The organism is Pantoea sp. B566, assembly GCF_024793925.1.
Taxonomy (GTDB): domain Bacteria; phylum Pseudomonadota; class Gammaproteobacteria; order Enterobacterales; family Enterobacteriaceae; genus Pantoea; species Pantoea ananatis.
The window spans coordinates 65,206-85,634 of record NZ_JANUQL010000002.1 but is presented as its reverse complement, the minus strand read 5'-3'; the positions used below and the strand labels follow the sequence as shown (position 1 = coordinate 85,634).

At 54.4% G+C, this 20,429-nt stretch carries 17 protein-coding genes; 4 read left to right on the top strand and 13 right to left on the bottom strand.

What is annotated here, in order from left to right; all coding sequences use genetic code 11:
• Positions 1–42: 42 nt before the first annotated feature.
• A complete protein-coding gene (locus NYE92_RS00395; protein WP_014333167.1) occupies positions 43–789 on the bottom strand; it encodes an amino acid ABC transporter ATP-binding protein in 747 nt (248 codons plus the stop codon).
• A 1-nt stretch (position 790) separates the two neighbouring features.
• The gene (locus tag NYE92_RS00390; protein WP_013027890.1) at positions 791–1,441 is read right to left on the bottom strand and encodes an amino acid ABC transporter permease; all 651 of its coding nucleotides are present in this window, start codon (positions 1,439–1,441) and stop codon (positions 791–793) included.
• A 270-nt stretch (positions 1,442–1,711) separates the two neighbouring features.
• Between NYE92_RS00390 and NYE92_RS00385 the strand changes: the two genes are divergently transcribed.
• The 3 genes from NYE92_RS00385 to NYE92_RS00375 are packed head-to-tail and all read left to right on the top strand — an operon-like array spanning position 1,712 to position 4,458.
• Entirely contained in the window at positions 1,712–2,464 is a 753-nt protein-coding gene (locus NYE92_RS00385; protein ID WP_014333166.1) for an ABC transporter substrate-binding protein, read from the top strand.
• A 45-nt stretch (positions 2,465–2,509) separates the two neighbouring features.
• Positions 2,510–3,115: a cupin domain-containing protein gene (locus tag NYE92_RS00380; RefSeq protein WP_116584840.1), complete on the top strand. Its 606-nt coding sequence runs from the start codon at positions 2,510–2,512 to the stop codon at positions 3,113–3,115.
• Positions 3,116–3,129: 14 nt separating this feature from the next.
• The gene (locus NYE92_RS00375; protein ID WP_116584839.1) at positions 3,130–4,458 is read left to right on the top strand and encodes an FAD-binding oxidoreductase; all 1,329 of its coding nucleotides are present in this window, start codon (positions 3,130–3,132) and stop codon (positions 4,456–4,458) included.
• A gap of 401 nt (positions 4,459–4,859) precedes the next feature.
• Here the strand turns inward: NYE92_RS00375 and NYE92_RS00370 are convergent, their stop codons facing one another.
• The 4 genes from NYE92_RS00370 to NYE92_RS00355 all read right to left on the bottom strand — a co-directional run bounded on the left by NYE92_RS00370 (position 4,860) and on the right by NYE92_RS00355 (position 9,204).
• Positions 4,860–5,750 (bottom strand): sugar phosphate isomerase/epimerase family protein, encoded by an 891-nt coding sequence (locus NYE92_RS00370; protein ID WP_022622872.1) that lies wholly within the window; start codon positions 5,748–5,750, stop codon positions 4,860–4,862.
• A gap of 129 nt (positions 5,751–5,879) precedes the next feature.
• Positions 5,880–7,049 (bottom strand): Gfo/Idh/MocA family protein, encoded by a 1,170-nt coding sequence (locus NYE92_RS00365; protein ID WP_024472086.1) that lies wholly within the window; start codon positions 7,047–7,049, stop codon positions 5,880–5,882.
• Positions 7,050–7,060: 11 nt separating this feature from the next.
• Positions 7,061–7,966, bottom strand: a complete 906-nt coding sequence (locus tag NYE92_RS00360; RefSeq protein WP_259018325.1) for a sugar phosphate isomerase/epimerase — start codon at positions 7,964–7,966, stop codon at positions 7,061–7,063.
• A gap of 215 nt (positions 7,967–8,181) precedes the next feature.
• Positions 8,182–9,204 carry a LacI family DNA-binding transcriptional regulator gene (locus tag NYE92_RS00355; RefSeq protein ID WP_259018323.1) on the bottom strand — a complete coding sequence of 341 codons (1,023 nt, stop codon included), beginning with the start codon at positions 9,202–9,204 and terminating at the stop codon, positions 8,182–8,184.
• Positions 9,205–9,602: 398 nt separating this feature from the next.
• On the opposite strand from NYE92_RS00355, the gene NYE92_RS00350 reads away from it, so the two are divergent.
• On the top strand, positions 9,603–11,660 hold the full coding sequence (locus NYE92_RS00350; protein ID WP_013027882.1) for a bifunctional diguanylate cyclase/phosphodiesterase: 2,058 nt from the start codon (positions 9,603–9,605) through the stop codon (positions 11,658–11,660).
• A gap of 182 nt (positions 11,661–11,842) precedes the next feature.
• On the opposite strand, the gene NYE92_RS00345 is transcribed toward NYE92_RS00350, so the two are convergent.
• The 7 genes from NYE92_RS00345 to NYE92_RS00315 form a co-directional block, all read right to left on the bottom strand.
• Complete coding sequence (locus NYE92_RS00345) at positions 11,843–12,760, bottom strand: LysR family transcriptional regulator (protein ID WP_014333158.1); 918 nt, start codon at positions 12,758–12,760, stop codon at positions 11,843–11,845.
• A 474-nt stretch (positions 12,761–13,234) separates the two neighbouring features.
• The gene (locus NYE92_RS00340; RefSeq protein WP_259018319.1) at positions 13,235–14,059 is read right to left on the bottom strand and encodes a M55 family metallopeptidase; all 825 of its coding nucleotides are present in this window, start codon (positions 14,057–14,059) and stop codon (positions 13,235–13,237) included.
• Positions 14,056–15,099 (bottom strand): P1 family peptidase, encoded by a 1,044-nt coding sequence (locus tag NYE92_RS00335; RefSeq protein WP_029571358.1) that lies wholly within the window; start codon positions 15,097–15,099, stop codon positions 14,056–14,058. The genes NYE92_RS00340 and NYE92_RS00335 overlap by 4 nt, the downstream gene beginning before the upstream one ends.
• A 2-nt stretch (positions 15,100–15,101) precedes the next feature.
• Positions 15,102–15,986 carry an ABC transporter permease subunit gene (locus NYE92_RS00330; RefSeq protein ID WP_013027878.1) on the bottom strand — a complete coding sequence of 295 codons (885 nt, stop codon included), beginning with the start codon at positions 15,984–15,986 and terminating at the stop codon, positions 15,102–15,104.
• Positions 15,983–16,915, bottom strand: coding sequence for an ABC transporter permease (locus NYE92_RS00325; protein WP_014333154.1), 933 nt, complete (start codon positions 16,913–16,915; stop codon positions 15,983–15,985). Before NYE92_RS00325 ends, NYE92_RS00330 begins: the two co-directional genes overlap by 4 nt.
• 83 nt (positions 16,916–16,998) lie before the next feature.
• Complete coding sequence (locus NYE92_RS00320) at positions 16,999–18,540, bottom strand: glutathione ABC transporter substrate-binding protein (protein WP_014333153.1); 1,542 nt, start codon at positions 18,538–18,540, stop codon at positions 16,999–17,001.
• A 21-nt stretch (positions 18,541–18,561) separates the two neighbouring features.
• Positions 18,562–20,427 carry an ABC transporter ATP-binding protein gene (locus NYE92_RS00315; protein ID WP_013027875.1) on the bottom strand — a complete coding sequence of 622 codons (1,866 nt, stop codon included), beginning with the start codon at positions 20,425–20,427 and terminating at the stop codon, positions 18,562–18,564.
• Between the last annotated feature and the right edge of the window lie 2 nt (positions 20,428–20,429).

Here is a 20,429-nt window from a genome sequence, read left to right as displayed (position 1 = left end):
GAGGCGCTAAAAAGTCTCAGGAGTGACAGAATTGCTCCCGTCTCATCCTGTTCCGGACGCAGATGTTCCCAGAACCCGCCGCAGAAAATCTTGCGTGCGCGCCTCCTGAGGGCGCAGCAGCACCTGTTCAGCGTGGCCCTGCTCCACAATTTGTCCGCTGTGCAGGAAACAGACGCGATCGGCGACCTCTCTTGCAAACTGCATCTCATGCGTGACCACGATCATGGTCATTCCCTGCTGTGCCAGGTTGCGCATGACCTGCAGAACCTCGCCGACTAACTCCGGATCCAGTGCTGATGTCGGTTCGTCGAAAAGAATGGCTTTCGGCTGCAATGCCAGCGTTCGGGCGATGGCCACGCGCTGCTGCTGACCACCGGAAAGCTGCGACGGCCAGGCGGAGACTTTGTCGGCCAGCCCTACTCTTTCCAGTAACTCTTTGGCTATCTTTTCGGCTTTACTGCGCGATTCACCGTTAACGTAAATCGGACCTTCCATCACGTTTTCCAGCACGCTACGGTGCGGAAAGAGGTTAAATCGTTGGAAAACCATTCCTATCTGGCGACGAAGCGAATTGATATTTTTACTTTTACTGTCAACATGCTGGTCGAGCACGCGAATGGTGCCGCTTTCATAGGTTTCAAGCCCGTTAATACAGCGCAGCACAGTCGATTTTCCGGAACCGGAGGGCCCCACCAGGCATACCACTTCGCCCTCATCGACGCGGAAACTTACCCCTTTCAGCACTTCGACAGCACCGAACCGCTTATGGACATCGCGAATTTCAATCATCTCAGGCTCCTTTTTTCTGACGATTTTCAAGGTGCTTAGTGAAAGCCAGCAGTGGCATGCACAACGTCAGATAAAGTAACGCCACCAGCGTATATACGGTGGTGTTATCAAAGGTTGAGGCGGCCAGAAGCTGTCCCTGCCGGGTCATTTCGGTAACCGCAATCGTTGAAGCCAGCGCAGAATCTTTCAGCATCATCACCAGCGTATTGCTATACGGCGGCAGCGCGACATGAAAAGCCTGAGGCAGGATGACGCGCCGCATCGCTTTAAAGAAGCTCATGCCCATCGAGCGCGCCGCTTCAAGCTGACCACGATCGACCGATTCAATACCCGAGCGAAAAATCTCTGCGAGGAAGGTAGAAAAGCAGAAAGCGATACCGACCACGCTGGCCTGAAACGATGTCAGGGTAATGCCGATATCGGGGAAAACGAAATAGATATAAAACAGCACCACAATCATCGGTAAGGCACGCGTGATATTGATGATGACGCTCACGGGCCAGGAGATGATTTTAAAAGGACACATTTTTGCGGCAGCAAACACCAGACCTAACGGCGTGCTGATGAGCAAGGACAAGATCGTGATATAAATTGTCATTTCCGCCCCTTGCAAAAGAAAGGGAAGGTAAACGTGAATACTGCTCCAGTCCATGATGCGCTCCCGCCGGTGTTAAGTGTGAGGCTAAAATTCATTTTAATGAATATGGCTACCCGTAAATATTGTCAAACTTTTCATCTGATGACGTCATAGCATTAACTTATTCATGTAACAAAATGGATTGAAGGCTCACTTTGCCCCGAAATCAAAGGGTTTTGTGTTAATTTGTGAGGCGCAGCATTTTTAAAAAGAAAAGATTGACAGGGGGGGATTTAATTTCATTATAGTGAAGTTAATTGTTCGCATGTTAATCAGGAGTGAGTGATGTCTATTCGGTCGCACGTTACTATGGCTTTATTGTCTGTTGCCCTCGGCGTCACTTACAGTGCGCACGCTGCCACACTAACGGCAGGCTCGCCGCCCTCCAGTGCGCCAACGACATTTCTGGATACGAAAACCGGTAAGATTGAAGGCTTCATGCCGGATGTGGCTGCCGAAGTGGCTAAACGTCAGCACCTGGATGTTAACTTTACGGCTGTGCCCTTCTCTACGCTTATTCAGTCTGTGATTGCTGGCAAAATTGACATGATCGTGGCCGGGATGACACCAACACCTGAGCGTGAAAAACGTATCTCGTTCTCACAGCCGGTCACCGCATTCGGACCCGGATTGGTCGTGCGTGATGACAACAAAAAAGTCTATCGCTCTCAGCAGGATCTGAAAGGTGACATCGTTGGCACCATGACAGGCACCGATTACACGCAGGCTCTGATCAAGAGCGGTATCCCGAAAGAGGTGAAAGTGTACGACAGTCCGGCAGACATGATGCGTGATCTGTCGCTGGGTCGTATCGCGGCGGGCATGAACGATTACCCGATCATGAAATATCAGGAAAAATCAGGTGCGTACAAAGGCATGCATGTGGTGGATGGTTACAAGCCCGAGCATATCGCGCCCATGGCCTTTGGTGTGAAAAAAGGCAACGATAAGCTGCTTGCCGATATCAATACCGCCCTGACGGCGATGAAAGCGGATGGCACTTTGCAAAAAATCAAAGCTAAGTGGGGAATGCCCTAATCGCGCTTTCATGCACGGAGGCACGAAACCTTAAGGAACATGGTGATGAAAACAGCGTTAATGCACTCTGAGGATCTGAGTGCCGTCGAGATCAATATTGGCGTACGGTTAAAATTAATACGCAAGTCTCGCAATATGACTATTAAAGAACTGGCGCAACAGGCAAATGTGTCGGCAGGGGCAATTAGCCAGATTGAACGTAATCTGGCTAACCCGACGGTACGGGTACTGGAGCAGCTTCGGGTGGTCTTGAATGTCCCCTTGACCGCTTTTCTTGAACAACATGAGGTGATGCGGCCAGGTGCTGAACACTATGTTCGTCGCTGGCGTGAGCGACCGCATTTTCAGGTTGGCAAGCAGGGCATTAGCAAAGAGATGTTATCGCCGTCCGGCGAACACGATATCCAGTTCATGTATATCAGCATCCCTCCCCGCACGCGCTCTGAAGAAATGCTGACGGGGATAGGTGAAAAAGCAGGTGTGGTCATGGAGGGTCGGCTTGCGCTTGAGGTGAATGGTGAAACGACCTTCGTCGAAGCGGGCGACAGCTTTCAGTTTAAAAGCCATCTGCCGCATAACATTTTTAACGACAGCGACACCGAAGCCCGTGTGTTGTGGATTATGCATATTCCGCCCCGACATCATATTTGAAACAAGGTTAACTCATGCGAATTAAGGTCGATAGCGTTAATGACAGTTCCGTCTTCCCCACCTCTGTCGATGTTGTTGTGATAGGCGGTGGCATTGTTGGGACGTCAACGGCATATGAACTGGCGAAACAAGGCGTTTCTGTTGCGTTGTTTGAAAAAGGCGTGATTGCCGGTGAGCAGTCAGGTAGAAACTGGGGCTGGGTGCGCCAACAGAACCGTGATTTGCATGAGTTGCCGATGGCGATACGAAGCCTGCAGCGCTGGGATGAACTCAGTACTGAAATCGGGATGGATCTGGGCTTCAGGCGCAGCGGCATCCTGTATGGCACGCTAAATGACGCTGACCTGGCGCGTTGGGAAAAATGGGGCCAGCAGGCAAAGCAGATTGGCTTTACCAGCCAGTTGTTGTCCGCGCGTGAGGCCCAGGAACGCATTGGTGACAAAACAGCCTGGCGTGGCGGCGTGTGGTCACCGACGGATGGTCGCGCGGAACCGTCACAGGCCGCACCGGCCATCGCGAAAGGTGCGCAAAACCTGGGCGCCAGCATTTTTCAGCGTTGCGCGGTGCGGGCACTGGATATCAGCGCCGGTCGTGTTTCTGGCGTCTGGACAGAACGCGGATTAGTCAAAGCCAGCCGGGTGATCTGTTGCGGCGGTGCATGGAATTCGCGTTTCTGCAGGCAATATGGGATTGAACTCCCTGCCGCCAATATTCTGGGCACGGTGTTTAAAACAACCGCCGCCCCGGAAATTGTAAAAGGTTGTCTGAGCACGCCGCAACTCTGTGTTCGTCGCCGTCTGGATGGCAGTTATACCGTTGCCGTTCCGGGCCTGGGCCAGATCGATTTGGCGCCGCAGAACATCCGATATGCCGCAAAGTTTTATCCTATGTTCCGCAGTAAAGTAGCAAAAAAACTGACATTACGGCTGAATAGCTCATTCTTTTCAGGTCCTGAAGCCTCGGGGAGTTGGTCTCATGGCACGCCTTCCCCTTTTGAAAAAATCCGGGTTCTCGATCCCACGCCCAACAAACGCATCATTGATGATGGTCTGGCAGAGCTAATCCGCTTATTTCCCGCGCTGGAGGGGACAAAAGTCGATTATGCCTGGGCGGGCTGGATTGATACCACACCGGATTTGGTGCCGGTTATTGATGAAGTGAACCAGATCCCCGGCATGTTTATTGCCTCTGGCTTTAGTGGTCATGGTTTTGCCATCGGGCCGGGTGCGGGACTGCTGTGTGCACAGATGATGACGAATAAGCCCGTTTATACCGACCTTGCCCCCTACCGGCTCTCACGCTTTGATAAAGGTAACGTTATTCGCCAGCCACAAATGATGTAGCGGTGCAGACCACAGAGACAGGTTATGCGAAAGCGCATGGCCTGCATTGGCCTGTCTCGTCAACATAACGACGATCTGTTAGTGATCTACCGGGCGGTTGCACCCTTCTGAGCCAGCTTAATTTGCACAGTGTAAAAATCAGCCCTCATTCCCTGATTCTGATTAAGCCTTCTGTGGTGAGGCGTGAGAGAAAAGGTCATCCGTCATTACCGGAGAGAAAGGCGTAAAATCGCTGAACGCAGCGGCAAGCAGGCGAGTACGACAAAGGGGCACCCGACCTTTGTGCGGCACCGACGGTGCTGATTATGGCCTGTTCTACAGGAAGACGCTGGCATGCAAATACTGGGAAGGCATATTTTAAAAAGCCCGGCAGCAATTTTACATGTCACCGGGCACATCACTCATGGATGAGGCGTAAGCAATTCTCGCTCTATCCGCTCGCGGGTTTCCACGGCCTGATACTTCATTTTTTCCGGATAACCAAAAAGCGATGCGGCCACAATAGGCTCTCCCCCTACTTTGAACGTCTGCTCTGCAAACTTCATGTCCCGCAAGGTTCGGAACAGCGTGTCAAAATCTACTTCGCCTTCGCCGATGCCAACGTGCTGATGAATAGTGGCATCCACGCCTGGTGGGTTAACGATGTAACGGCAATGCTTTGTGTGGTTCATGGTATCGGCAATAAGAACATGGGACAGATCGTGTCCGGCATGACGGAGCATCTTCTCTACGTCGCCTTTTCCTTTATCATAGAAAAAGGTATGAGGAACGCTGTAGACATATTTAACGTTATCACTCCTGAACGACCTGACCATATTGACAGTCTCATCGCTCTCTTCACAGAAGTCCCACGGGTGCGCCTGAATTTCAACACGGATACCCTCACGTTCGAACAGCGGAAGCAGCGTTTCCATTGAGCGGTAAAACATTTCATCGCAGATTTCGGGTTGATTAGGATCGCCCGCCAGTTCGGTATTGATGACCTGTACGCCCATTTCGACGGCGATCTCCACCATACGTTTCCAGTTTTTAACGGCCGCCTGTCGGCGCAGTTCATCGGGACCAGACCAGCGATAAACACAGATAAACGATGAAATTTCCACACCTGTTTCGCGCAGCGCCTTTTTATACTCAGCCATGATCTCGCGGCTGGCACGAGGATGCTTATAGAAAGGGTTAATTTCCGGATGTGGAGACTGCTCAATGTAGTTGTATCCCCATTCCGACACCTGTTGGACCATTTTGGTGATGCCCAGATCTTTGATTACATCTACATCGAAAGCGATTTTCATTGATGCCACCTTTGCGTTGTCTCTTGCTGCCTGAGTCGGGTTCAGGCAGCGAAAATCATTAAACGGATCGAATGTCAGGCGTTCTCAACCCTGTGTGACAGGCTGAGTCCGGTTCTCACGACCAGGACCTCAGCATTCCACCCACACCGAGCCGGAGTCGGCTGAACGGACACAGTTTTCCACCCATCTGACGCCAGCCAGGCCGGCATGGACATCGGGATACCAGAAGTTTTTCAGGAATGCGTCGTCGCCCCGATCGGTTGCATCCATTGCCAGCGCGAAACGTCGGTAGAGATTCGACCAGGCTTCGAAAAGTCCTTCCGGATGACCGCCGCCTATCCGGTCATCTTCACGAGCAGCCGGGTGCAGATAGTCCATGCCTCTTTCCAGAATGCGCACCGGCTCACCCTGAATTTCGAAACGCAGCTGGTTTGGCTGCTCATCCCACCACTCAATACTGGCTCTGGAGCCCACGATGCGGACTTTCTGCCCATGCATTGATCCGCAGTTGACGGCAGAGGCCCACAGATTTCCCACTGCGCCGTTCTCGTATTCCATCAGAACAAATGCGTTGTCTTCGAGAGGCGCCCGACTTTTCACAAAGCTCTGGCGTGAGCAAAGCAGCCGTCTGATTTTCAGTTCAGGTGCCATGGTTTCAGCGATACACAGCGGATGGGTCGCCAAATCACCCAGAACATAACTGGGTCCGACAAAGCGCGGGTCGACGCGCCAGCTGGTGCTGGCGTTATTCTGTTCAACGGCTTCGTGATGAAAACCGTGTGCAAACTGCATGTTGACGATGCGGATGTCACCCAGTAATCCCTGCGCGATCATCTCCCTGGCCTGAAGGATGAGCTGATGACCGGTGTAACCGTAGGTCACGCCGACGATCTTCTTTTTCTCCCGGCTCAGCTTCGCCAGATGTTCAGCTTCTTCCACCGTAAAGCACAGCGGTTTCTCACATATCACATGGAGACCGGCTTCAAGCGCTGCGCAGCAGACCGCAAAGTGCGTGTTGTTGGGTGTGGCGATCGAGACAGCCTGAATGCCATCATCGCGTTTTGCTTCTGATGCAAACAGGGTTTCATAGTCGGCATAGCACCGGTCCGGGGAAAGGCCCAGAGCTTCACCAAAGGCGCGTCCGCGTGCCGCATCAATATCGAACGCCCCGGCAACTAAGGTAAATGTGTTATCGCGGAGTGCTGATGAACGGTGAATGTAGCCAATCTGACTGGTACCGCCGCCGCCCACCATGCCCCACCGCAGTGAATTTTTAAGCGGTTTAATGCCGTTAATCATGACCTTTCTCCTTAAAAACCGACTGAGTGCAGATAGTGCAGACTTGCTGTGACGTCACGCAGGCTGGTGTCTGCATCACGCGGATCCCTTTCCTGTTCAATAGTGATCCAGCCTTGATAATGGCGCTGGCGCAGAAATGCGTGGACATCGGGATAATTGATAGCGCCGCTGCCAAGTGGGCACATGACGCCCTGGGCACAGGCGGTGAAATAATCCAGCCCTTGTTTGATGGCCTGACGCCAGACAACCTCGTTGACGTCTTTGAAATGAAGGTAATCAATCCGGTCCCAGTAACGTTCCAGCGCAGCAACAGGATCCATGCCGGCGTAATACAAATGGCCGCTATCCAGACAAAGGCCGGCAACGCTATGAGGAATATCGCGAACCAGCCTTTCCAGTTCATCGGCAAACTCAATGCAGCCGCCTGCATGGGGATGAATGACCGGTCTGACACCGTACTCTTTCCAGGCGATCTCACTCAGAACGGTGATATGTCTCATCATGGTCTGCCAGTCGCTGTCGTTCAGTCGTGGCGCTTTTTCAGACTGGCCCGCTGTGGCTGCCCGTTCAGGATCGCCGAAATCGATGATGACGAGATAAGGTGTAGGTTTGCCCTGTTCGGAAAGGAAGCTCAGGTTGTGACAGATTTTATGGGTCAGCGCGATCATGGCCGGAAAGTTCTCTTCACTCACCAAATCGTCGAAAAGGGTGCCAGCAACGATCGACAGCTGGAATTCGGCAAGCGCAGCTTTTAGCGCATCCGGCTGGACGGGCAAATATCCCCACGGCCCCAGTTCCAGGCTTTTATAACCTGCAAGCGCGGCTTCTTTAAGCACGCTCTGCCAGGGGGGAAGAAAAGGATTCTTCGGGTCATCCACTCCCCAGCTGCAGGGCGCAGTCGCGATGGAAATCGTCATGATGTTTTTTCTCCGGATGCGGCAACACTGATGAACACTGAGCGCCCCGACGGCAATCGTCTGGCTCAATGCGCGCAGTATTGCGCCGGTTTTTTAACACCGGCAACCCTTCGAAGTGAGTTATTTGATAGCGATCATGATTTTTTTATATCATTTATTTGATTGTTTTACATCAAATGCAGTCTGCGCAAGCCTTCGGCAGAAGCCGGAGTGATTCAGATATTTTCCCGAGTGATGAGATCGAAAGGCAGGGTAACGTAAACCGGATTGCGATCGTTCTCTTGATATCTGCTGATAAAAACAGAGACGATCTTTTCAGCCACGGCATCAATGCGGTGACGTATCATGATGTCGATCTGTCCCTCAATCAGCGCCATTTCATCGCCGATAAAGGGGCCATGACAGAGAATTTTTATATCATCCCGCGGGCTTTCAGAAACGGCTTTAATCACCCCTTCCACACCACCACATGGCGCATAAATCATTGTTATGATTGGGTTGTCTTTCAGCAGTTGCGTCGCGGCCAGATAGCCCCCATTGATACATTCAAGCGTCTGGAGAGGCTCCAGAACCACGGCATCTTTTCTGTTTTCACGCAGGTATGAACGAAAGCTTATTTCACAGCTTTCCTGGCAGTTGAAACGGTGGTCACCCAGTAGGACGCCAATCACACTTTCTTTTTCTGTCATGCGTTCAGCAAACCATCCCGCCGTACGTCCTGCTTTGAGGTTATCCAGCCCGATATAGCCCGCCTGACCACAGGGGGAGAGATCAGAAAACAACGTGAAAATTTGCACACCTGAGGCGGAAAGCTGCTTAATCGTATGTCGTATAAGGGGATGATCCAGAGCAACAAGCCCGATGATATCAACGCGTTCTGCCAGCGCTTCCAGAGACGATACGACGTTCTCCACATCGTGAATATCGGCCCACATAAACGCCGGTTTCGTCGCCAGTTTTCCCTCTGCGCATCGACTGATTTCTTCTGAAAGTACCTGATAAAAAGAATAATTATTGGGCAGCAGAATGAACCCGATGCGCACGGGGATGTTGGCCGCTGTCACGTCCGGCGTCATGACCTTAATGAGGTCTTCACGGTAGCCTAAGGCTTCAGCGGCGCGCAGGACCCGTTGCCGGGTTTCCTGTTTAACAGAAGCTCTGTTGTTAAGCACGCGATCCACGGTAGCGACGCCCACGCTGGCTGCTCGTGCCACCGCTGACATAGAGATTTTTTTCATTACTCAGCCTGGTGATGATAGATTTCTATCAATCTAAACACATAAACAGGATAGCGGCAAAAGGCTTCCGCGCTTTTTGCGGGATGATAACCGTATTGGTGAGATCGGTGCCTCCGGAATGCGTACAGCAGATAGCGCTGTTTGGATTTGCATTAAGTCACTTGCGGCAGACTTTTAAAAAATTAATTGTGCGTGAAACGACTGACTCTACAGCGAAAAGCGAACGCTGCTAAGTCCCGTGTGCATTATGATTGGGCTGGTCCAGACAGGTGGCGTAATATGGCCTCTAACTAAATTTTTACAAATTTTTGTCTCTGTTTCTGGCTAACGGCGCCGATAATCGTTTTTAACGCCAGATCATCTCCGAACAGGTCGATGAACTCATCAAGGATAGCCACATGAAATCCGTAACCAATGACCAACTGGGGGCCGCCGTGGCCAGAACGTCTCTTTGTGCGATATATCTGCTGTCTTCCACCGGAGAAGTGATGAGCTGGAATCTTGGATGCCGTGAGATCAAGGGATGGGATAGCCGCGATATCCGAGGGCAGCATATTTCGGTTTTTTATGATGAAGATGAGCAGGCCAGGAATATCCCTGAGGCCAACCTGAGGGAGGCCCGTGAGCGCGGCAAGTTCACAGGAGAGGGCTGGCGCCTGCGCAAAAACGGCAGCGCGTTTCGGGCATCAGTTGAAATAGAATTTCTCAATCCGTCCGATGAAGATAATGCGGCCTTTATCAAAATCGTGCGGGACGTTTCACAAGGCTATCAGGAAAGGGCGGCGCTCCGCATCGCTCAAAAAGTTATCCTGAAAAGGGAAACCGAGTTATCAGACACAAATAAGGTGCTCGACGCCGTATTCAGCCACACGCCTTGCGCGCTCATCCTGTGTGACGTTGCATCGGGGGACATCATACGCGCGAACCCGACGGCCATGAATTTGTCCTGTCTGCAAGAACGGGTACGCAGTGGGAATACCCGAACCGCCCTGCCTGCGGGCCTGCCAGACAATCTCGCGGCTGTGTTCAGGCAGGCATTTGACCTTCTTCCCGACCAGGGCTTTAGTGAAACGGTTTCTTCGGGCGATAATGAGCCGGAATTTTCACTACGGATTTCCGCCGAAAGGCTGAATTCGGGCGGCGGAGATGACTATCTCCTGTATACCATACTGGACGTCACGGCGGAGTATCAGGCTGCGGTCAGAGCGAACCATCTGGCCCTTCATGATCCGCTGACAGGGCTTCTCAACCGCCGTGGCCTGATGCCTGAGCTTGAAACGCTTCTGGACGGTGACGAACCCTTTGCGGTCATGGTGTCTGACATAGACCGGTTTAAAAGCGTCAACGACGTTCTGGGTCACGCGGCGGGCGATACCTTGCTCATTGAGGTTTCAGCACGGCTGCTGTCAGTCCTGCGCCCGGGCGACATTCTGGCCCGCACGGGCGGTGACGAGTTCGTTGCCGTTTTGCCCGGCATTAGCTCGGCAGAAGACGCAAGCGAAACAGCATCGCGCCTGACGATGGTCCTGAAGGAGCCCTTCATGCTGAAAGGGCGGAAAGTCACCTCGGGTTGCAGCTTCGGGGTTTGCCTCTTTCCGGGCTATGCGCGAGATGCCGAAAGCATGTTATCGGCAGCCGATATCGCCCTCTACGCTGCCAAGTCAGCCGGGCGCAAAGGCTGGGTAATTTTTACCGATGAGCTAGCCAGTTCGGCGGCAGAGCGCTTTAGCCTGGAAAATGACCTGCGTGGCGCGCTCGAGAACGGTGAGCTGCAGATTTTTTATCAGCCCGTCGTCTGCAGCATCAGTGAGGAAGTGGTTTCCTATGAAGCCCTGCTGCGCTGGAATCATCCTGTAAGGGGAAATGTTTCGCCTGACGTGTTCATCCCGCTCGCTGAAAAAACCGGGCTTATTCATGATATTGGCGCATTCGCGCTTGAGCGAGCCTGCAACGATATGGCGGAGTGGTCAGGGCACGAACGCGTGGCAGTTAATATCTCGCCCCGTCAGTTTCGTGATCCACAGCTGGCCAACAGGGTGAAAACGGTTCTTATTGAGAGTGGGCTGCACCCAAACCGGCTGGAGCTCGAAATCACCGAGTCGGCGCTGTTCGACAACCCCGAAGGCAGTTACGAAATGATTCGCAGGTTCAGGGATACCGGAATTCATATCGTACTGGATGATTTTGGTACGGGCTTTTCTTCACTGAACCACCTCAGTTCCGGACTGTTCAGCAGGATAAAAATAGACAGGTCGTTTATCAACGATTTGCACCTGGACTCCGGAGCGGCTGCCATCGTCAGCTCCGTTCTTTCACTCTGCCGTCAACTCCAGGTTGAAGTGACCGCAGAGGGCGTGGAAACGCCTGCCCAGGCAGAGTGGCTAAAGACGAATGAGTGTCCGTTACTGCAGGGATACCTCTTTGGCAGGCCGGGCCCTTGCTGGATTCAGAAGTAAAGTGTGTGCCCTTCTCAGTCCCTGCCGGAACGACTGACGGGGACAGAAAGCGCCGGATGTCTTTAAAAGAAATAAGTATCCCTGACTGCACCGGGGCGACCAGAACAGGTTTGAAAAGGCAAAACAGTGACGCAAACCTTTGCCGATAGCAGGTGTACCACCAGATTCACCAGAAGCCGTTTTTAGCTTGCTTTCTCAACCAGAAACTGTGCTTCGCACTGTCGGGCAATCTCCCACAGCCTGTTACGTATTACCTGCTTAAGTTGCAGAGTGGACTGTGACTGGGGTTTATCACGACGGCTGATCAGCATTACTTCAAACGGCAACGGTTGCGCGACGGGGAGCAATTTTAGCTGGTCGGCATAGCGGCATGCCGTGAACAGATCCACGACGCCCACGCCGCCGCCTGCCAGGACCATATCCGCAATGACCGAATAGGTTTTAATCGACAGTGACACAGCGGGATTCAGCTTTTTATCGCGCAGCGCGCGGTGTAATACGCGCCCAAGCGGATCCTGGGTCTGCATCATCAGCAGATTATTGCTGCATAACCACTCCAGCGAAACGGGTTCATGCTGGGGATGATTGAGCGGCAGCAGCGCCACCATGGAAGACTGGAACAGCGGTTCAGCCAAAAGGTCTGCATCCACCTGTTGACCAAACACCAGGGCGAAATCAAGCTGATTTTCCAGAATCATTTGGCACAAAGTCTTGAAGTGCTCCGTGACCAGTTCGACACTGACCGAGGCCACCTGTTGTCGCCAGGTGACCAATGCGGGTGCCAGCACCATTTGACCGAACGCGTGAGCCGCACCCACGCGGACTATCTGCCCTTCGCCGCGTCGAAGTTGTTCGGTGAGTTGAGTAATGGATTGCAAACGTTGATAAAGATCTTCTACTTCGGGCAGCAGGCGTCGCCCTTCCGCCGTGACGCTCATTCCCTGTATCCGTCGCTCAAACAGTGCAAAACCCAATTGCTGTTCCGCATGATTCAGCACGCGGCTGATATTCGGCTGGGACACATTCAGCAAGCGCGCTGCAGCGCTGATGCTACCGGTCTGTACGATGGCCTGAAATACCTCTATGTGACGGAGCCGCATTATTATTCACCTTAACTGGATTCACCTGACCGCAGGCCGTTGTCACCACCCTTTTACAGCAGTGCCTGCATGAGACTGCCAACACCGCAACTTTACGGGAAAGCCTGCAACCGCTTTCCGGCAGAGCCCAAACCCCGGGTTATTACATGGCAATCCCTGCTCTCTTGCAAAATTTGTACCGTAAAGCTGACGGTGGCTGAGTCGTCGACCTTCATCTGGCTATCGGTATGAGTCGATGACTGCGTCTGAAGAGAGGAGATGAAATGGGCTCTGCCGCGCTGGTTTTTGCACCTCCGGGCCGGACAGAATGGAAACGCTGTCAGGACAGGCGTTCGCCCCATCGTGGTGCAACGGAAGCGACATCGCTGGATGGCCAGCCGCGCGGCTGGCCGATGGGTAATCCTGAATGGCAGCGGTGTTTCAGGGCAGCAGAACAGGCGCGCCAACTTTGCCGCTGCCGATACGCACATCCTCTTATGACGATTGGGTACTCGCCAGATAGGAAAAGGCACTGAGCAAGCCGATCAACGTCCCCATCCGCTCCGCCTGATACTCCACGGTAACCGCATCGATGCGCGTGACATCGGGAATCAGGCTAAACAGATCGGCCAGCACGGGTTTGCTGGCCTGGAGCTGCATGCGATAAGGCGCGGCCAGTCGAGTCGTGCTTGCCTGATGTGGATGCTGCAGTGCGGCGCTTGCCGCGGCGCATATTGCGCGCTGTGCCGCTTTGGGGCTGATGGATTCCGCGCAGGTGTGGGAAATGGCGCGTTTTACACAGACGTAATCAACCGTGGGATAATATTCTGCTATCCAACTCTGGAGCTGATCGTCGCCGGTGACCAACAACAGAGGCGTACCCTGTTCAGCGGCAGCGGCGGCATAAATGTCGGTTTCCCCCATCACAAGGCCATTGATATGGATACGCCAGAATGCGCGGCCGTTAATGGTGTGCGCCAGTACGCCAGGTTCGCCTGCTGCGCTGTGATAGCCCACCAGAAATAATCCGTCGAACGTCTGCTGCTCGATCCCTTCAACCATAGACAGACCGCGAGGTTTACCCTGCACCAGTCGGGCGCGTGGATCAATATTTTCCGCACGTAAATTGGTCATTTGCGCATGGCTGTCGGCGACCACCACCTCCGTTGCGCCCCCCGCGAACGCCCCCTCAATCGCGGCATTGACTTCCTGTCCCATCAGCCCCCGGGCCATCTGATATTCCGGGTTGCCTGGTGTGCAGTGCTCCGGACGCATGACGCCCGCGATACCTTCAATATCGGCAGAGATAAAAATTTTCATACGGTTAATTTGTCCAGAATCTGAGTCAGTGAGGGCCGATGGTGACCACGAAAGCCGGTGACGGCCTCCGCGCTCAACAAGGCATCCAGAACAGCCTGTTCGGTTGCATCTGCCGCGGCGGCAAGCAGCGGCTCCAGCTGGTCATCCTGAGGGGGTTGCGGCAGGGGTTGCGTTGAGAACGCCACGGCAATATCGCCTGAACCGTGGCCCCAGTAGCTGCCCAGCCGTCCAAGGCCGGCGCCGGCACGCCTTGCGATGCGTTTCAACTGACGCGCATCCAGTGGCGCATCCGTGGCCATCACGATGATGACAGAGCCGGCATCACGCTGCGGCGGTTGCCCGGCCAGCAGCGGCGCTATCATGTCGCCGAGTCGCACACCGTCAAGCGTTAGTGCGCTTAGCGAACCAAAATTTGCCAGCACCAGCACCCCGAGCGTGGCGTTGAGCGAGGGAATAACACGAGAAGCCGTGCCGATCCCGCCCTTCAGGCTAAAACAGCTCATCCCGCGCCCTGCCCCGACGCTGCCGCGTGCAAAATCGGCGGCGGCCGTGCGCAATGCCGCCTGCGCCATCGCCTCGCTGATGGACAACGACTGGATATCATTAAGCCAGCCATCGTTGCACTCTAGTGCCAGCGGATTTACCGTGGGCAATGTCCGCCCCAGCTCCGGATTACGACGGATGGCATCCCGGACTAGCGTGGTAAACAGCGTGCCCACCGCCAGCGTGTTGCTGAGCAGAATCGGCGTCTGTAACACGCCAAGCTCTTCGACCTGTACCAGCCCGACCGGTTTTGCAAAGCCATTGAGGACTTCCGCGCCACACGGCAGCGGCGTGAGAAACACATTGTCGCCCGGCGGAACGATAGCGGTGACGCCAGTCTGCCTTTCTCCATCATTCAGCGTGTAATGTCCGACGCGCACGCCGGCAACATCGCTGATTCGATTGCCGGGCCCGCAAGCGCCGCGCGGCTGTCCCAACGTACGCGCGTGACGCCAGTGGTTTAGCAGCAGATCGCGCTGCAATTGTTGAAAATCCATGGTCAGCTCTTCAGTTTCGGGTCGAGCGTATCGCGCAGCGCGTCGCCGAGCAGGTTGAACGCCAGCACCGTGATAAAAATCGCCAGCCCCGGAAACACGCTCATGTGCCATGCGCCAGCCATCATCATGCTCCGGCTCATCGCCAGAATATTACCCCATTCAGGCACATCCGGCTCCGGCCCCAGGCCAATAAAGCTTAAGCCCGCTGCGGTGAGAATACTGGTGCCGATGCGCATAGTGAAGTAGACAATCACGCTGGAAAGCGTACCGGGCAAAATATGTCGCAGGATAATGATGCGATCGGGTGCACCGGCACAGCGAACGGCTTCCACATAGGCGGCCTGTCTCAATGACAGCGTCGAGGCGCGCACAATACGGGCAAAAACGGGTACGCTGAACACCGCGACCGCGATGATCACATTGTTCAGGCCGGTTCCAAGTAGCGCGACAACCGCAATGGCCAGTAACATGCCGGGAAAAGCGAATAACACGTCGGCGCCGCGCATGATCAGCATATCGACCCAGCCGCCGTAATAGCCTGCCAGTAAACCCAACACCACACCGACAATCATGCCGAGCGTTACGGACAGCACGCCGACATAGAGCGAGATACGCGCGCCATAGATAATGCGACTGAGCAGATCACGCCCCAGCTCGTCGGTTCCCATCCAGTGTGCCGCGCTGGGCGGTGACGACAACGCCATCCAGTCTGGTGCCATCGGATCCCAGGGGGCTAGCCAGGGCGCAAAGATCGCCACCACGATCAACAACAGTACAAATCCGCCTGAGACCAGCGCCAGAGGATTACGCACAAAGGCATGCAGGAAATCGCGCCACGGCGAACGGATGACCTGAGGCGGGTTTTCAGTCAGCGATTGAATACTCATCTCGGCTCCTGTCGCAGACGAATCGCCGGATTGACGACCGCGTAAAGCAGATCGACCAGCAGATTAATGACAATAAATTCAAACACGAACAGCATCACCAGCGCCTGAATAACCGGCTGATCCTGCGCTTTTATCGACTCAATCAACAACCAGCCTAATCCCGGCCAGTTGAAGACGCTCTCCACGACGATGGAGCCGCCCAGCAGAAAACCGAACTGCAAACCGAGCATGGTAATCACCGGAATGAGTGCATTACGCATCACATGTTTCCACGTCACGAGGCGGTTACGCAGTCCTTTGGCTTTCGCGGTCCGCACGTAATCTTCCTGCGCCACCTCCAGGAAGGCTGAGCGGGTAAACCGAGCCATCACTGCCGCCACTGACGAACCCAGCGTGATGGCGGGCAGGACAATATCACCGGCTTTGTTGAAACCGCTGACTGAGAACAGCCCAAAAGGCATCGCGACGAACTGGATCAGCAACAGACCCAGCCAGAAAGCAGGCATTGAGATACCGCCCACCGCCATGCTCATCAGCGTCCAGTCTTGCCATTTTCCTCGCTTCAGTGCCGCGAGAACGCCAAGTACGAGGCCGAGAATCACGGACCAGGCAAACCCCGCTAAGGCGAGCCAAAGCGTTGGCATGAAGCCCTGTTTAATCACCTGCAGCACCGGTTGCTGGGTGCGGTAGGTGGTGCCAAGATCGCCGTGTAACAGGCTATCGATCCAGTGGACGTACTGCTGTGGCAGCGAATCGTTAAGCCCAAGGTGCTGACGCGCCGCTTCAACCGCCTCAATGGGCGCATCCGGTCCAGCATAGATGCGCGCCGGGTCGCCCGGCAGCAGCTTGATAAAACCGAAAACCAGCAGCGAGACCACCAGCAAAACCGGGATCATCTCCAGTAATCGGCGAAGGATGTATGCAAACATGCCATTCCTTGAAATGCACTGTGACGGGTGCCCTCACGTCCTTTTGCCCTGCGAGAGAAAGGGACGTGAGAGCAATCCGCGTCTTATTTAAACGACGCCTGAGTGAAGAGCAAATTGCCATCAGGCAGCATGGAAACACCATTCAGGGTGCGGCGTTTGCCAACGAGATTGTCTGGCGTACCAAGGAATGCCACCGGTGAATCCTGCCATATGAGTTTCTGTGCTTGCGCATAGGCGATACCACGCTTTGCCGGATCGGCCGTTGCCAGCCCGGCGGCAATGGCTTTGTCTACATCAGGATTGCTGAAATAGGAGACATTGTAGGAGGTGGGTACCCAGGATTCGGTGGCAAACAGCGGACGCAGCGCCCAGTCGGCATCGCCTGTGGACGTCGACCAGCCACCATAGTACAGGTCAAATTCCGCCTTTTTCGGGTCCTGTACGCCCCATAACTTAGCGTTGCGCGTGCCGGAATCCATCGGAGTTACCGTGGCACGAATGCCCACCGTGCCCAGCTGCGCTTTCAGTACCTGAGCGGCGCGCACGCTGGCCGTTGCATTCGTAACCCAGAGTTTGAGATCCAGACCATTCGGATAGCCCGCCGCTTTCAGCAGCGCTTTGGCTTTATCCGGCGCATAGTGATAATCAGGATCGTTTTGTTTCTGATAAAACTGGACACCTTCGGGCATGGCGGATGTGGCAGGTTTACCTAAACCGGCAAAAGCCACCTTCAGCCACAGATTACGGTCAATCGCATAGTTGATTGCCTGACGCACGCGAACATCTGCCAGTGGCTTGTGCTGCGTATTAATCGCCATGTAATAAAGATAAATGCTGGGATCGCGCTGAACAGAGAGGTTGCTGTCTTGCTTCACGGCAGCAATCAGATCCGAAGGCAATGGCCAGATTGCGTCAACCTGACCCGACTTCAACGCGGCTACGCGTGTTGCATCTTCCGGGCTGGGTGAGAAGATAACATGATCGACTTTTGGCCATCCCTGCTGCCAGTAACCGTCATACTTCGCCAGCGTGACCGCTTTGCCCGGTGTCCAGTCAACAAATTTAAACGGACCGGTACCCACAGGATGCAACCGGAGTTGGGCTTCGTCTGGATATTGCTTGAGAATGGACGGGCTCCACATCACTGCGGAAGGATGTGCCAGCGTGTTAATAAAGGCACCAAACGACTGGTTAAGATCGATTTTTACCTGATCGGGTGCCAGCACCGTAACCTTATCGATCATTTTGTACAGGCTGTTACGCTTTAGCCCTTTTTTCTGGTCTGCCAGGCGATCAAGGTTGGCTTTGACGGCTTCCGCATCAAAAGGTGTGCCATCCTGGAAGGTGACGCCTTTGCGCAACGTCAGCGTAAACTCCGTTGCATTTTCATTTGAGGTATAACCGGTGGCCAGCCAAGGCTGGAGCTTCATGTGTGGATCGAACTGAAACAGTCGTTCAAAGATACCACTCTGCACCGAATAGCTGACATTGTCTGAGGTATCGTGCGGATCCAGCCCCGTAATATCGGCATACATTGAAATACGCAGATCCTGTGCCTGTGCAGTCATGACCAGCGTCGTCGTCAATGCGAGGGCGAGTGAAGTACGGCGAAACAGCGTTTTCATAAAAATCTCCTGGTCGTTGAATTATCGCAATGCAATGCCGTCAGCGACCCAGTGCTGAGGCGCAACCTGTCGATAACGGGGTTTAGTGACCGTTTCGCCCACTTTTCTTAACGGCGAAGGGATTTCGCTGTCATCGATAATACGGGGCTGACGGTTCTCGGGATCCGCCACCGGCACGGAGGCCAGCAGGCGTTGGGTATAAGGATGTTGCGGCTGATTAAATACCGACTGACGCGGCCCAAGCTCCACAATCTGGCCGAGGTACATCACCGCCACACGGTTGGCAATGCGCTCGACGACCGCCATATCGTGAGAGATGAAAATCCACGCCACGCCCGTTTGCTGCTGCAGATCCATCATCAGGTTCACCACCTGCGCCTGAATGGAGACGTCAAGGGCCGATACCGCTTCATCAGCAATAATCACTTTGGGCTTCAGGGCCATGGCGCGGGCAATGGCAATACGCTGGCGCTGACCACCTGAAAATTCATGTGGATACCGACGCGCGTGCTCGGGCAGCAGACCAACGCTCTTCAGCAACGCATCTATCTGTGGCGAAGCCTGTTCCAGTGAGGACACCATGCCATGTAACAGCAAGGGCTCGGCAATGGTGAAACCCACGGTAAGCCGAGGGTTCAGTGAGGCGTAGGGATCCTGAAACACCATCTGAATTTCACGGCGGAGCGGCTGGAATGCTGCCTCTTTCAGGTGAGAGATTTCTTTCCCTTCGAAGTGAATGCTTTCGGCGTCACTGTTGATCAGGCGCATCAGCGCACGGCCGGTCGTCGATTTGCCGCAGCCGCTTTCGCCCACGATCGCCAGGGTTTCACCTGGCCACAGACTGAAATCAATCTGCTCAACCGCATGGACATGATGCGTGAGCGTCGAAAAGATGCCGCTGCGGATGGGATAGTAGACTTTCAACCCACGCACATCGAGCAACGGCGCGGTGTCGTAGCGCGCGGTATGCTGTTCATTTTCGACGGTATTCTGTGTGCCGAGCAGCGGAAAGCGTTGCGGCCACGCATATTCGCGCATGTCGCCCAGTCTCGGCACCGCCGCCAGCAAAGCCTGGGTATACGGGTGCTGCGGGGCGGCAAAAACCGCTGCGACGCTGCCCTGTTCGACGACTTCGCCACGCAGCATGACCACGACACGATCGGCGATTTCAGCCACGACGCCCATATCGTGAGTGATAAACAGCACCGCCATCTGTTTCTCGCGTTGCAGCTCACGCAGAATGTGCAGAATGCGCGCCTGCACGGTAACATCCAGCGCCGTTGTAGGTTCGTCAGCAATCAGAAGTTGCGGATCACAGGCCAGCGCCTGCGCAATCATCACCCGCTGGCGCATACCGCCTGAGAGCGCGTGCGGATAGCTTTTCATGACACGATCCACATCGGCAATACGCACCTGTCGAAGCAATTCACGCACGCGCGCATGCGCTTCTTTCTTGTCGCACTGTTGATGATCGCGTAACGCTTCAGTGAGCTGGTCATCGACGCGCAGCACCGGATTCAGCGAGGTCATGGGCTCCTGAAAGATCATCGCCATTTCACGACCACGCAACGTGCGGCGCTGATTTTCATCCAGTGTTTCCAGCGCATGTACTTTTCCGCCACGATCGCGAAACTGCATGCTGCCGCGATCGATACGGCCGCTGTTCGCCAGTAAGCCCATTACGGCCAAAGAAGTGACTGATTTCCCTGAGCCACTCTCACCCACTACGGCGACAATTTCGCCCGGATTAATGGCAAAACTGATGCCTTTTAGTGCCTGATTCTCGCCGCTGCGCCCACGAAATGAGACGCTGAGATCCCGAATATCAAGCACGGGTGATGAACCGGCGGCACTGTTGGCAGAAGAAGTGAGTCGTGTGTCCGTCATCG

Excerpts from the sequence above, each read along its gene's own strand:
- NYE92_RS00325 (WP_014333154.1), bottom strand. The coding sequence starts at position 16,915 with ATGTTTGCATACATCCTTCGCCGATTACTGGAGATGATCCCGGTTTTG.
- NYE92_RS00340 (WP_259018319.1), bottom strand. The coding sequence starts at position 14,059 with ATGAAAATTTTTATCTCTGCCGATATTGAAGGTATCGCGGGCGTCATG.
- NYE92_RS00335 (WP_029571358.1), bottom strand. The coding sequence starts at position 15,099 with ATGGATTTTCAACAATTGCAGCGCGATCTGCTGCTAAACCACTGGCGT.
- NYE92_RS00370 (WP_022622872.1), bottom strand. The coding sequence starts at position 5,750 with ATGAAAATCGCTTTCGATGTAGATGTAATCAAAGATCTGGGCATCACC.
- NYE92_RS00315 (WP_013027875.1), bottom strand. The coding sequence starts at position 20,427 with ATGACGGACACACGACTCACTTCTTCTGCCAACAGTGCCGCCGGTTCA.
- NYE92_RS00350 (WP_013027882.1), top strand. The coding sequence starts at position 9,603 with ATGAAATCCGTAACCAATGACCAACTGGGGGCCGCCGTGGCCAGAACG.
- NYE92_RS00365 (WP_024472086.1), bottom strand. The coding sequence starts at position 7,049 with ATGATTAACGGCATTAAACCGCTTAAAAATTCACTGCGGTGGGGCATG.
- NYE92_RS00320 (WP_014333153.1), bottom strand. The coding sequence starts at position 18,540 with ATGAAAACGCTGTTTCGCCGTACTTCACTCGCCCTCGCATTGACGACG.
- NYE92_RS00385 (WP_014333166.1), top strand. The coding sequence starts at position 1,712 with ATGTCTATTCGGTCGCACGTTACTATGGCTTTATTGTCTGTTGCCCTC.
- NYE92_RS00375 (WP_116584839.1), top strand. The coding sequence starts at position 3,130 with ATGCGAATTAAGGTCGATAGCGTTAATGACAGTTCCGTCTTCCCCACC.
- NYE92_RS00355 (WP_259018323.1), bottom strand. The coding sequence starts at position 9,204 with ATGAAAAAAATCTCTATGTCAGCGGTGGCACGAGCAGCCAGCGTGGGC.
- NYE92_RS00330 (WP_013027878.1), bottom strand. The coding sequence starts at position 15,986 with ATGAGTATTCAATCGCTGACTGAAAACCCGCCTCAGGTCATCCGTTCG.
- NYE92_RS00395 (WP_014333167.1), bottom strand. The coding sequence starts at position 789 with ATGATTGAAATTCGCGATGTCCATAAGCGGTTCGGTGCTGTCGAAGTG.
- NYE92_RS00390 (WP_013027890.1), bottom strand. The coding sequence starts at position 1,441 with ATGGACTGGAGCAGTATTCACGTTTACCTTCCCTTTCTTTTGCAAGGG.
- NYE92_RS00360 (WP_259018325.1), bottom strand. The coding sequence starts at position 7,966 with ATGACGATTTCCATCGCGACTGCGCCCTGCAGCTGGGGAGTGGATGAC.
- NYE92_RS00380 (WP_116584840.1), top strand. The coding sequence starts at position 2,510 with ATGAAAACAGCGTTAATGCACTCTGAGGATCTGAGTGCCGTCGAGATC.
- NYE92_RS00345 (WP_014333158.1), bottom strand. The coding sequence starts at position 12,760 with ATGCGGCTCCGTCACATAGAGGTATTTCAGGCCATCGTACAGACCGGT.